Consider the following 12,590-nt stretch of genomic DNA (forward strand, 5'->3'; position numbering starts at 1 on the left):
GTGGAACTGTAGTAGTCCTCGGTGGTGAACAGCAATGAGTAGTTCTGAATGGTTGTCCTAGGAGGAGGTCCGCCGAAGATGACCACTTTATTCGGCGTCACCTGGTGTCACCTGTCGCGGCACCCGGCGTCACCTATATGTCACCCGAAGCGTCACCTGATAGACTGGAACGCTGTAAGTAGTTGAGTGGTCAGCACTAATCGGCAGGGGCTTCGGGATTTAGGTTCCAGTGCCGCAAGGCGTGGGGGTTCGAGTCCCCCCTTTCGCACCAGTGCCGGCCTGTCCCCGCCCTGATCGGGCCATCGGCGCCCCCTTGACCGGCACGCGCTGGCAGTGCAGGCCGAATTGGGCGAAACTAAAGGGCTGCGGCAAGCAGGCGCGTCCCAGACGTCGTGTCCTAACAACCGTTTCATCCCAATCATCGAGCCGGGGGCCTGGGCCACCGGTGGCAGGAGTCAACATGCAAGCTTCGATCGAATCCACCGGCAACCTGGAACGCCGCCTGAGCTTCTCGCTGCCGGAAGAGCGTCTGCAGAGCCACATCGCCGGCCGCCTGGGCGAAATCGCCCGTACCACCCGCATCAAGGGGTTCCGTCCGGGCAAGGTGCCGGCCAAGGTGATCGAGCAGCGCTTCGGCGCGCAGGTCCGTGGCGAGGCGCTGGACGGCCTGCTGCGCGAGACCTTCGACGCGGCCGTGCGCGAGCACGACCTGCGCGTCGTCGGCAGCCCGCGCATCGACAAGGGCGACGAGGGTGAGTTCTCCTTCGTGGCCACCGTGGAAGTGGTGCCGGACTTCGGCGACATCGACGTTAGCAAGCTGACCGTCGTGCGCCACACCGCCGAGATCACCGACGCCGACATCGACCAGATGATCGAGAACCTGCAGAACCAGCGTCGCACCTGGGCCCCGGTCAGCCGTGGCGCGCAGGACGGCGACCTGGTCGCGGTGGAAACCTGGTCGCAGGCCGGCGAAGAGCGCCTGCCGGCCGAGGGCACCGAGAAGGGTTCGATCGTGCTCGGCCAGGGCATGATGTTCGACACCATCGAAAAGGGCCTGGTCGGCCTGGCCAAGGGCGAAGAGAAGACCCTGGACGTCGAGTTCCCGGCTGACTGGCGCGTGCCGGTGCTGGCCGGCAAGACCGTGCAGGTCACCGTCAAGGTTGCCGAAGTGTCCGAGCCGGTCGTGCCGGCGGTCGACGAAGCCTTCATCAAGAGCTTCGGTGTGAAGGGTGGCGACGTCGAGCAGTTCCGCAGCGACATCCGCGCCAACCTGGAGCGTGAGCTGAAGGGCGCGCTGATGAACCGCCTGCGCCGCGAAGTGGGCGAGCAGCTGATCGCGGCCTACTCGTCGGTGGAAATGCCGCCGCGCCTGGTCGAGAACGAAGCCCGCGCCATGCTGGCCCAGCAGGTCGAGCAGCTGCGCCGCAACGGCCAGAACGTCGGCGAGATCCCGGCCGATGCCCACGAAGGCTTCAAGGACGCCGCCGCCAAGCGCGTGCTGGTCGGCCTGCTGGTCGGTGAAGTGGCCCGCATCAACGACCTGCGCCTGGAAGCCAAGCGCCTGAACGAAACGATGCGTCTGATCGCCTCGACCTACGAAGAGCCGGAGCAGGTCATTGAGATGTACCGTAACGACCCCCAGCTGATGTCTGGCCTGCAGAACCGTGTGATGGAAGAGCAGGTGATCGACTGGATCGCCGAGCGTGCCCAGCACACCGAAGAGAAGCTGTCGTTCCAGGACGCGATCCGCCAGTAAGCCGGCGGATCACCGGATGCCCCGCGCCTTTGCCGGCGCGGGGTTGTTGCCCCCCAAGATAGGTACCTCACGTAATGGACAACCGAACCAAAGCCCTGAACCTGGTTCCGATGGTGGTCGAGCAGACCAGCCGCGGCGAGCGTGCCTACGACATCTATTCGCGCCTGTTGAAGGAGCGCCTGATCTTCCTCGTGGGCCCGATCGACGATCACATGGCCAACGTGGTGGTGGCGCAGTTGCTGTTCCTGGAATCGGAGAACCCGGAAAAGGACATCAACATCTATATCAACTCGCCGGGTGGCGTGGTCACCGCCGGCATGGCGATCTACGACACCATGCAGTACATCAAGCCGAATGTGAGCACCACCTGCATCGGCCAGGCCGCCTCGATGGGCGCCCTGCTGCTGGCCGCGGGCGAAGCCGGCAAGCGCTATGCGCTGCCGAACTCGCGCGTGATGATCCACCAGCCGCTGGGCGGCTACCAGGGCCAGGCCACCGACATCGACATCCACGCGCGTGAGATCCTGACCCTGCGTTCGCGCCTGAACGAGATCCTGGCCAAGCACACCGGCCAGTCGCTGGAAACGATCGCCCGCGACACCGAGCGCGACAACTTCAAGAGCGCCTTCGAGGCGCAGGCCTACGGTCTGGTCGACCAGGTCCTGGAGCGTCGTCCGGATGAGTCGATCCAGGCCGGTTGACCGGCCTTCACGGGGCCAGGGAGGCCCCGTTCCTGCAGGGTCGGGCGGGACTGGTGTCCCCTCGGCCCTGTGCTATTCTCGAATCGAACCCCCGTTCAGCGGGTGGGGTAACTGGGTAAGCGAAGCATGAGCGAAGACCGCCAAGGTCGTTCCACGGACACCGGCAAGATCCTCTACTGCTCTTTCTGCGGCAAGAGCCAGCATGAAGTGCGCAAGCTGATTGCGGGTCCGAGCGTATTCATCTGCGATGAGTGCGTGGAGCTGTGCAACGACATCATCCGTGAGGAACTTGAGGAAAAGGCGCAGTCGGCGCGCAGTTCGCTGCCCAAGCCGCGCGAGATCCTCGAGGTCCTCGACCAGTACGTGATCGGCCAGAACCGCGCCAAGCGCACCCTGGCCGTGGCCGTGTACAACCACTACAAGCGCATCGAGAGCCGGCAGAAGAACGACGACGTCGAACTGGCGAAGTCGAACATCCTGCTGGTCGGCCCGACCGGTTCGGGCAAGACGCTGCTGGCCGAAACCCTGGCCCGCCTGCTCAACGTGCCGTTCACCATGGCCGACGCCACCACGCTGACCGAAGCCGGTTACGTGGGCGAGGACGTGGAGAACATCATCCAGAAGCTGCTGCAGAAGTGCGACTACGACGTCGAGAAGGCACAGCAGGGCATCGTCTACATCGATGAAATCGACAAGATCTCGCGCAAGAGCGAGAACCCGTCGATCACCCGCGATGTGTCCGGCGAAGGCGTGCAGCAGGCCCTGCTGAAGCTGATCGAAGGCACCGTGGCCAGCGTTCCGCCGCAGGGCGGGCGCAAGCATCCGCAGCAGGAATTCCTGCAGGTGGACACCAAGAACATCCTGTTCATCTGCGGCGGCGCGTTCGCCGGGCTGGACAAGGTGATCCAGGCCCGTTCCACCGACGTCGGCAGCATCGGCTTCGGCGCCAAGGTGAAGAGCAGCGAGCGCAAGCAGGAAGTGGGCAAGGTGCTGGCCGAAGTCGAGCCGGAAGACCTGATCAAGTTCGGCCTGATTCCGGAGTTCGTCGGCCGCCTGCCGGTGGTGGCGACCTTGGAGGAGCTGGACGAGCCGGCCCTGATCAAGATCCTGACCGAGCCGAAGAACGCCATCACCAAGCAGTTCAAGAAGCTGTTCGAGATGGAGAACGTCGAGCTGGAGTTCCGTCCGGACGCGTTGTCGGCCATCGCCAGGAAGGCGCTCAAGCGCAAGACCGGTGCCCGTGGCCTGCGCACCATCGTCGAATCGGTCCTGCTGGACACCATGTACGACCTGCCGTCGCAGGAAAACGTCAGCAAGGTGGTGGTGGACGAATCGGTGATCGAGCACAAGTCCGAGCCGTACCTGATCTACCAGACCCCGGCGGTCCCTGAACAGAAGGCCGCAGGCGCCGAGTGATCCTTCCAGGTTGTTGATTGGAAAGGATTTTCAAGGAATGCCTTGCATCTGAAAGCCGATGGCCCCATAACGGGGCCATCGGCTTTTTTTGTCTCCGGAAGATGCCCTCCCGGAGGCGGTTTTCCCCCTTCCCTGGAGCCCCCATGGCCCGTTCCCCAAGTGAAACCCTCGACCTGCCGGTCCTGCCGCTGCGCGACGTAGTGGTGTTCCCGCACATGGTCATTCCGCTGTTCGTCGGCCGTGACAAGTCCATGCACGCGCTCGAACAGGCAATGGAGGCGGACAAGCGCATCCTGCTGCTGGCGCAGAAGTCGGCCGAAACCGACGACCCGCATGCGGCCGACCTCTACCAGGTCGGTACGCTGGCGCAGGTGCTGCAGCTGCTGAAGCTGCCCGACGGCACCATCAAGGTGCTGGTCGAAGGCCTGTCGCGCGTGCAGGTCACCCACGTTGACGAGCGCAACGGCTCGCTGCACGGCCAGGCCGTGGAGATCGACGCCAGCGACGAGCGCGAAGCGCGCGAGGTCGAGGCGATCGCCCGCTCGCTGATGTCGCTGTTCGAGCAGTACGTGAAGACCAACCGCAAGCTGCCGCCGGAACTGCTGCAGACGCTGTCGGGCATCGATGAGCCGGCGCGCCTGGCCGACACCATCGCCGCGCACATCAGCGTGCGCCTGGCCGACAAGCAGCGCCTGCTGGAAACGCTGGCCGTCGGTGACCGCCTGGAGATGCTGGTCGGCCTGGTCGACGGCGAGATCGACGTGCAGCAGATGGAGAAGCGCATCCGCGGCCGCGTGAAGTCGCAGATGGAGAAGAGCCAGCGCGAGTACTACCTCAACGAACAGATGAAGGCCATCCAGAAGGAACTGGGTGACCTGGACGATGCGCCTGGCGAGCTGGAAGAGCTGGCGCGCAAGATCGCCGAGGCCGGCATGCCGAAGGCCGTTGAGGCCAAGGCGCGCAACGAGCTGAACAAGCTCAAGCAGATGTCGCCGATGTCGGCCGAAGCGGCGGTCGTGCGCAACTACCTGGAGTGGTTGCTGGGCGTGCCGTGGAAGAAGCGCAGCAAGGTTCGCAAGGACCTGAAGGTGGCGCAGGACACCCTCGATGCCGATCACTACGGGCTGGAGAAGGTCAAGGAACGCATCCTTGAATACCTGGCGGTGCAGTCGCGCGTGAAGCAGATGAAGGGCCCGATCCTGTGCCTGGTCGGGCCGCCGGGCGTGGGCAAGACCTCGCTGGGACAGTCCATCGCCAAGGCCACCAACCGCAAGTTCGTGCGCATGTCGCTGGGCGGCGTGCGTGACGAGGCCGAGATCCGTGGCCACCGTCGCACCTACGTCGGTTCGATGCCGGGCCGCATCGTGCAGAACCTCAACAAGGTCGGCAGCAAGAACCCGCTGTTCGTGCTCGACGAGATCGACAAGATGTCGATGGACTTCCGCGGCGATCCGTCCTCGGCGTTGCTGGAAGTGCTCGACCCTGAGCAGAACAACGCGTTCAACGACCACTACCTGGAAGTGGACCTGGACCTGTCTGAAGTGATGTTCGTGGCCACCTCGAACTCGCTCAACATTCCCGGCCCGCTGCTGGACCGCATGGAAGTGATCCGCATCCCCGGCTACACCGAGGATGAGAAGCTCAACATCGCCACCCGTTACCTGGTGCCCAAGCAGGTCAAGGCCAACGGCCTGCAGCCGGAAGAGCTGGAGATCGGCAGTGACGCCATCCAGGACATCGTGCGCTACTACACGCGCGAGTCGGGCGTGCGCAACCTGGAACGCGAGATCGCCAAGATCTGCCGCAAGGTGGTGAAGGAGATCGCGCTGGCCGGCCCGCAGCCGGTGAAGGCGAAGAAGGGCGCGAAGAAGAAGGCGCTGGTGAGCGTGTCCAGCAAGAACCTGGACAAGTACCTGGGCGTGCGTCGCTTCGACTTCGGCCGTGCCGAGGAAGAGAACGAGATCGGCCTGGTCACCGGCCTGGCCTGGACCGAGGTGGGTGGCGATCTGCTGCAGATCGAATCGACGCTGGTGCCGGGCAAGGGCCAGCTGATCCTGACCGGCCAGCTCGGCAACGTGATGAAGGAATCGGCTTCAGCGGCGCTGTCGGTGGTGCGTTCGCGCGCCGTCGGCTTCGGCATCGACAGCGACTTCCTGCAGAAGCACGACGTGCACCTGCATGTGCCCGATGGCGCTACGCCGAAGGACGGCCCGAGTGCCGGCGCGGCGATGGTCACCTCGCTGGTATCGATGCTGACCAAGGTGCCGGTGCGTGCCGACGTGGCGATGACCGGCGAGATCACCCTGCGTGGTCGCGTCACGGCCATCGGTGGACTGAAGGAGAAGCTGCTGGCCGCACTGCGTGGCGGAATCCGCACGGTCATCATTCCCGAGGAGAACCGCAAGGACCTGGCCGACATCCCGGCCAACGTCACCCGCGATCTGGAGATCGTGCCGGTGAAGTACATCGAAGAAGTCCTGGACCTGGCGCTGGAGCGTCCGTTGGCACCGAAGAAGGCGCGCAAGAGTGCGCAACGTGTCACGGTGCGCAGCAAGGCCAAACCGAGTGGAAACGCGCGCGTCAAGCATTGACGCGCGCTGTCCAATGGCCCGAAACCCGCGTCGTTGCTGGCTTTCCAGCTTGCGTGGGGGTAGGGCCACTGGTATAAAAGCAGCACTCGCGAATGAGTGATCGCAGTCTGGCGATCGCTGAATTCGGCGAACCGTTTCCACATGGCGGCCGCATGCAGAGCGCGTGCGGTTGCTTCCCTGTCGAATAAGCGGAACCCACCGCCAAAGGAGTTGTAGAGAATGAACAAGACCGAATTGATCGATGCCGTTGCTGAAGCTGCAGACCTGACCAAGGCCGAGTCCAGCCGCGCTGTCGATGCCGTCGTTGCTGCCGTCACCAAGGCGCTGAAGGACGGCGATGCGGTCACCCTGGTTGGCTTCGGTACCTTCCAGGTCCGCGACCGTGCTGCCCGCACCGGCCGCAACCCGAAGACCGGCGACACCATCAAGATCGCTGCTTCGAAGAATCCGTCGTTCAAGGCTGGTAAGGCCCTGAAGGATGCTGTAAACTAAGCGGCTCGCTGGGGTGCTTAGCTCAGCGGTAGAGCGTCTCCTTTACACGGAGAGGGTCGGGGGTTCGAAACCCTCAGCACCCACCACAGCACCGCGGTAAAAGTTTGAGTGTGGAGCGGTAGTTCAGCTGGTTAGAATGCTGGCCTGTCACGCCGGAGGTCGCGGGTTCGAGTCCCGTCCGCTCCGCCATTCAACGAGGCCTCCGGCCAAAAGCTGGAGGCTTTGTTTTCTCCCCGGTCCAGGCCGGCTCAAAGCAAAAAAGGTAACAACGCGGAGCGGTAGTTCAGCTGTTTAGAATGCTGGCCTGTCACGCCGGAGGTCGCGTGTTCGAGTCCCGTCCGCTCCGCCACTACATCGAGGCCCCCGGCCTGAAGCTGGGGGCCTTGTCTTCTCACCGACAGGTTCGGAAGGAAGGCGAAAAGGTTTTTGCAAGAACGGAGCGGTAGTTCAGCTGGTTAGAATGCTGGCCTGTCACGCCGGAGGTCGCGGGTTCGAGTCCCGTCCGCTCCGCCATTGCAGAATTCTTAAGTCCCTGTGAAAAAACTTTGAAAAAAGTGTTCATCGGGCTGGGTTTCCAAGGAGTCTTCGGATATACTGGGCGCCTGCAAAGTTCAAGCGCGGAGCGGTAGTTCAGCTGGTTAGAATGCTGGCCTGTCACGCCGGAGGTCGCGGGTTCGAGTCCCGTCCGCTCCGCCAACTTCAAAAGCCCTCGGCGCAAGCCGGGGGCTTTTTCTTTGCGCCATGGTGGAAATGGCCGACACACGGATGGCGCATGCCTGCCGATGTGGGCGCAGGCCGCGCTGGCGCTGCTTTTGGTCCCTGCGGCGAAGCGGGTTACACTGCCGGGCTCGCCAATAAGGCCTTGTGATTCCTCACCATGCTGCAGAAACTCCGCGACAAGACCTCAGGCTGGATCGTCACTGTGATCCTGGGGCTGCTGATGATTCCGTTCCTGTTCGTGATCGACAACAGCTACCTCGGTGGCGTTGGCGCACAGAACGTGGCCAAGGTTTCCGCGCCGCCGACCTGGTGGCGTTCGGCGCCGTCGTGGTGGCCGGTGCGCATGCTGTGGCAGCACCACGAGATCAGCTCGCAGGATTTCCGCACGCGTTTCGAGCAGGAGCGCATGCGTGAGCGCCAGCAGCAGGGCGACAACTTCGACCCGCGCGCGTTCGAGAGCACCGAGAACAAGATGGCCGTGCTCGACCAGCTGATCGACGAGCAGGTCGTGCGCCTGGTCGGTGAGCAGGCGGGCGTGGTGATCGGCGACGGCGCGGTGCGCGAGTACATCGCGACCATGCCCGCATTCCTCGATTCGAACGGCAAGTTCAACGAGAACAACTATCGCCTGGCCCTGGCCGGCGGCAACCCGCCGCGTACGCCGACCCAGTTCCAGGAGCTGGTGCGCGAGAGCCTGCAGCAGTCGGTGATTCCGTCGGGCCTGCAGAGCTCCGGCTTCGTCACCCAGGCAGAGACCGAGCGCCTGTTGAAGCTGCTGGGCGAAACCCGCGACGTCGAGCTGGCCGCGTTGCCGCCCGTACCGGCCGATACCGCGCCGGTGACCGATGAGCAGATCAAGCAGTGGTACGACAGCCACGGCAAGGATTTCCGCCAGGCCGAGAGCGTGTCGCTGGAGTACGTCGAGATCAACGGCGCGAACCTGCCGGCACCGGCGGCGGCCGATGAAGCCACCCTGCGCAAGCGCTATGAAGACGAGAAGGCGAAGTTCACCTCGCCGGAGCAGCGCCAGGCCTCGCACATCCTGATCACCGGTGACGGTGCAGAAGCCAAGGCGAACAGGATCGCTGCCGAAGCCAAGGCCGCTGGTGCCGATTTCGGCGCGCTGGCCAAGGCCAATTCGGAAGATCCGGGCTCCAAGGACCAGGGCGGTGACCTGGGTTGGGTCGAGCGCGGTGCGATGGTGAAGCCGTTCGAGGACGCGCTGTTTGCGGCCAAGGCCGGAGACGTGATCGGCCCGGTGAAGACCGAGTTCGGTTACCACATCATCAAGGTGGCCGCTGTGCGCGGTGGCCAGGGCAAGTCGTTCGAGGAAGTGCGTGACACGCTGGCCGCCGAACAGCTGAAGGCCGACGGTGAGCGTGGCTTCAACGAGCTGGCCGGTCGCCTGGTCGATGCCATCAACAAGAGCCCGAGCGACCTGGCCGCTGCCGCCAAGGAAGTGAACCTGCCGCTGCAGACGCTGGGCCCGATCACCCGCGCGACCGCCAGTGGCATTGCCGCTGACCCGGCCGTGCTGCGTGCGGCGTTCTCCGACGTGCTGGTGCAGGACGGCACCGCCAGTGACCCGATCGCCCTGGGGGGCGCGACCAACCACAGCGTGGTCATCCGCGTGGCTGCGCACACCCCGGAACAGGCCCTGCCGCTGGACAAGGCTCGTGACCAGGTGATCGCCGCGATCCGCGCTGACCGCCAGCGCCAGGCCAGCGACAAGGCGGCCGATGCGATCCTGGCCAAGCTGAAGGCGGGTGCCACCCTGCAGTCGCTGGCCGCCAGCGAGAAGCTGCAGCTGAGCCCGATGCCGGGCCTGCCGCGCAGCCAGCCGGTGCCGACCCCGGAAATCAACCGCGCGATCTTCAGTGCGCCGGTGCCGGCCGAAGGCAAGCCGAGCTATGGCAAGGTCGACGTCAATGGCCACGCGCTGCTGTTCGCGGTGAACAAGGTCAATCCGGGCGACATCAAGGAAGTGACTGCAGAGCAGCAGAAGCAGCTGAAGGAACAGCTGAGCCAGATCGATGGCATGGCCGCGGCCAAGGCCTACATCGAGGCGATGCGCAAGAAGTTCGTGATCCAGACCACCGAGGCGAACCTGTAAGCCTTGCGGCTGCATCCATGAGAAAGGCCCGGCACTGCCGGGCCTTTTTTTGTGCCTGCCGATGTGTAGCGTCGAGCCATGCTCGACTGCGTCTGCCGGGCGCAGGCATGAAAAAGCCGAGCAAGGGCTCGGCTCTGCAGGAAACAGGGCAGGGCGCGGCGGTGCCGCGCCGGACTCAGTCTTCCACGCGCAGCACGGCGCCAGGCTTCAGCACGCTGCTGCCGCTCAGGCCGTTCAGCGACAACAGGGCCTTGACCGGCATGCCGTAGCGGCGGGCGATGGTCCAGGCCGACTCGCCATCACGCACGGTGTGGCGGCGGCTGCGCGGACGATCAGCGATCGCGGCGACGGTCTTGGCCACCTGCGGCGTCGGTGCTGCGGTGGCGACTGGCGCAGCGCTGGCGACCAGGGCGGATGCGGTGTCCGCCACCGTCGCATTGGCAGCCGAGACAGGAGCCAGCACGCGGGTGGTACCCGACGAGGCGCGGCCACCGCCCGCCAGGGCGGGGTTGAGGCGGGCGATCCTGGCCGGGTCCAGGGCGCGCTGTGCGGCCCACTGCTGGACGCTGGTGCCGGCGGGCAGGGTGTGGTCCTTCAGCACCGGCACGGTGCGGTCCAGCGAGGCCATCACGCCCGGCTGGTCTTCCACGTCTTCCAGCACGCAGGCCAGGGCATGCAGCTTCTCGACGTAGGCATGGGTGACCGGCGACAGGCCGGGCAGCGCCGACGGCTTGGCGTTCTGCGCGTTCATGCCCGCCTTGCGCATGGACTGCAACACGCGGTACTCACCGGCGTTGTAGGCCATGGTGGCCAGGCGCCAGTCGCCGCCGAACATGCCGTGCAGGGTCTTCAGGTAGCGCACTGCGGCCTGGGTGGAATCGACCGCCGACAGGCGGCCGTCGTAGCCGTTGGCCATGGGCACGCGGTGGTTGCGCGCGGTGGTGGCGATGAACTGCCACAGGCCGGTCGGGCCGCTGCCATTGCGGGCATTGGGCCGGTAGCCGCTTTCCACGAACGGGATCAGTGCGAATTCGGTAGGCAGGTTGGCCTTGCGCAGCTCTTCAACCACGTAGCCGAACAGCACCAGCGCATCGTCATCCTGGTTGGCCAGGCGCGACGGGGCGTGGGCGAACTGCTTCTGCCAGCGCGGGCTGGTGGCCTCGGCATTGCAGGTGGGCTCGGCCAGGCCGTCGCGGAAGCTGGAGAAGATCTCCTGGCCATTGCGGACCGACGCGGCCGGCAACGCGGCCGGATCCAGCGGCAGGGCCGCCGCGGCGGCCAGGTTCTGGCCGATGCCCGCGCCCAGCGACTGGGCACCGGCGGTTCCGGCCAGCCCCAGGACCAGGCCCAGGGCCAGCGGCAGACTTCGGCGCATCATGCGCGGAAGCCGTCTTTCCAGTGCCGGAGACCGGCCATGACGTCGACGTCGTCAACGACGTCGCGGCCCAGGTGCGCCGACACTGCCGCGCGGATCGGCGCCGTGTGCACGCGCAGGAACGGATTGCAGTCGAATTCGTTGGCCAGGGTTACCGGCAGGGTGGAACGGTCATCGCGGCGCATGGCCAAAGCCTCCTCTTGGCGCTGCCACAGGGCAGCGTTGGCGGGGTCGACATGCCGCGCGAAGACGGCATTTGACACGGTGTACTCGTGGGCGCAACAAAGCAGCAGTTGCGCGGGCAAGGTACCCAGCTTGCGCATCGATGCCAGCAGCTGGGACGGCGTACCTTCGAACAGGCGTCCACAGCCCAGGCTGAACAACGAATCTCCGCTGAAAAGATGTTCAGCAGTGTGAAACGCGATGTGGCTGCGGGTATGCCCGGGCACGGATAGTACGTGGAACGTCCGGCCCAGTGCCTGAACGCGTTCACCTTCGCCGACCAGCTCGGTCGCTGCAGGGATGCGCTCCTCGACGGGCGCGATGACCCGTACGCCGGGAAAACGTGCCTGCAACGCGGGCACGCCACCGATGTGGTCATCGTGGTGATGGGTGAGCAGGATCGTGTCCACGCGCAGGCCCTGATCGGCCAGCGCAAGCACCGGCGCGGCATCGCCGGGATCGACGACCACGGCGGCGCCAGCGTCGTCGATCAACGTCCAGATGTAGTTGTCCGCAAATGCGGGCAGGGCAGTCAGTCGCATAGAATTGGACCATGCCCGCGCTGCAGAGCACCCGTCAAGCGAGCCAGGCCCCGTGGTTCGACACTGAACCGGCGGGCTCCTTGCGCGTGCTGGAGCGGCAGTTGCTGCTGCCGCAGCTGTCTGTCCTGCCGACGCAGCCCTGGCTGTGGATCGCACCGAGTGCGGCCTGGCTGGAGGATGCGCAGCTGGGCGGGCGCGGGCTGCGGCTGTTCCGGCAGGGCCAGGGCTATGCCGGCGACACCCGCTGTGCGCTGCCGCTGCCGCTGGCCAGCGAGAGCGTCAACGCGGTCGTGCTGCAGCATGTGACCGCGGGCGATGCGGAGCGACTGCTGGACGAGTGCGAGCGCGTGCTGATGCCGGGCGGCCACCTGTGGCTGAGCAGCCTCAACCCGTTCAGCCCTTACCGCACGCATTGGCGCCAGCACGGACTGGTGGTGCGCACGCCACAGCGGATCCGCCTGCTGCTCGGCCGCCACGGGCTGGAGTGCGACGATATGCGTTACCTCGGCCCGCTCTGGCGCGGTGCAGGCAGTCGCCGCACGGGCGGTTGGGCGCCGCTGCGCGCGGCCTGCCTGTTCCATGCTGAAAAGCGCACGCTGGCCCTGCCCGGGCCGAAACCGTTGCCGGTGCGTTGGCTCGGCACCGTTGCCACCTGATCTGGA

General features: G+C 65.4%; 9 protein-coding genes and 5 tRNA genes. 12 read left to right on the forward strand and 2 right to left on the reverse strand.

The genetic code is table 11. The features are described from left to right. Positions 1-460 precede the first annotated feature (460 nt). The 11 genes from tig (at position 461) to AC5P98_RS00775 (ending at position 9,789) form a co-directional block, all read left to right on the forward strand. Positions 461-1,756 carry a trigger factor gene (tig, locus tag AC5P98_RS00725; protein WP_032961818.1) on the forward strand — a complete coding sequence of 432 codons (1,296 nt, stop codon included), beginning with the start codon at positions 461-463 and terminating at the stop codon, positions 1,754-1,756. 74 nt (positions 1,757-1,830) lie between these two features. Then, entirely contained in the window at positions 1,831-2,457 is a 627-nt protein-coding gene (gene clpP, locus AC5P98_RS00730; protein WP_019659528.1) for an ATP-dependent Clp endopeptidase proteolytic subunit ClpP, read from the forward strand. Positions 2,458-2,583: 126 nt separating this feature from the next. Beyond that, complete coding sequence (gene clpX / locus AC5P98_RS00735) at positions 2,584-3,873, forward strand: ATP-dependent Clp protease ATP-binding subunit ClpX (protein WP_014646099.1); 1,290 nt, start codon at positions 2,584-2,586, stop codon at positions 3,871-3,873. Positions 3,874-4,016: 143 nt separating this feature from the next. Further along, a complete protein-coding gene (gene lon / locus AC5P98_RS00740; RefSeq protein ID WP_014646100.1) occupies positions 4,017-6,464 on the forward strand; it encodes an endopeptidase La in 2,448 nt (815 codons plus the stop codon). A gap of 219 nt (positions 6,465-6,683) precedes the next feature. Beyond that, the gene (locus AC5P98_RS00745) at positions 6,684-6,956 is read left to right on the forward strand and encodes an HU family DNA-binding protein (protein ID WP_004146343.1); all 273 of its coding nucleotides are present in this window, start codon (positions 6,684-6,686) and stop codon (positions 6,954-6,956) included. Positions 6,957-6,967: 11 nt separating this feature from the next. Further along, a tRNA-Val gene (locus AC5P98_RS00750) sits at positions 6,968-7,042 on the forward strand. A 26-nt stretch (positions 7,043-7,068) separates the two neighbouring features. After that, positions 7,069-7,145: transfer RNA gene (locus AC5P98_RS00755), tRNA-Asp, on the forward strand. An 83-nt stretch (positions 7,146-7,228) separates the two neighbouring features. Beyond that, positions 7,229-7,305: transfer RNA gene (locus AC5P98_RS00760), tRNA-Asp, on the forward strand. An 87-nt stretch (positions 7,306-7,392) separates the two neighbouring features. Next, positions 7,393-7,469, forward strand: a tRNA-Asp gene (locus AC5P98_RS00765). A 106-nt stretch (positions 7,470-7,575) separates the two neighbouring features. Then, positions 7,576-7,652, forward strand: a tRNA-Asp gene (locus tag AC5P98_RS00770). Between the two features lie 181 nt (positions 7,653-7,833). Beyond that, entirely contained in the window at positions 7,834-9,789 is a 1,956-nt protein-coding gene (locus AC5P98_RS00775; RefSeq protein ID WP_014646101.1) for a peptidyl-prolyl cis-trans isomerase, read from the forward strand. 175 nt (positions 9,790-9,964) lie between these two features. Here AC5P98_RS00775 and AC5P98_RS00780 read toward each other — a convergent pair whose 3' ends face one another. After that, a complete protein-coding gene (locus tag AC5P98_RS00780; RefSeq protein WP_046429131.1) occupies positions 9,965-11,167 on the reverse strand; it encodes a lytic transglycosylase domain-containing protein in 1,203 nt (400 codons plus the stop codon). Continuing rightward, entirely contained in the window at positions 11,164-11,928 is a 765-nt protein-coding gene (gene gloB, locus AC5P98_RS00785; RefSeq protein WP_049404126.1) for a hydroxyacylglutathione hydrolase, read from the reverse strand. Before gloB ends, AC5P98_RS00780 begins: the two co-directional genes overlap by 4 nt. Positions 11,929-11,939: 11 nt before the next feature. Between gloB and AC5P98_RS00790 the strand changes: the two genes are divergently transcribed. Then, positions 11,940-12,584 carry a methyltransferase domain-containing protein gene (locus tag AC5P98_RS00790; protein ID WP_041863105.1) on the forward strand — a complete coding sequence of 215 codons (645 nt, stop codon included), beginning with the start codon at positions 11,940-11,942 and terminating at the stop codon, positions 12,582-12,584. Positions 12,585-12,590: the final 6 nt, after the last annotated feature.

Source organism: Stenotrophomonas sp. YJH_SMC_135, assembly GCF_059372355.1.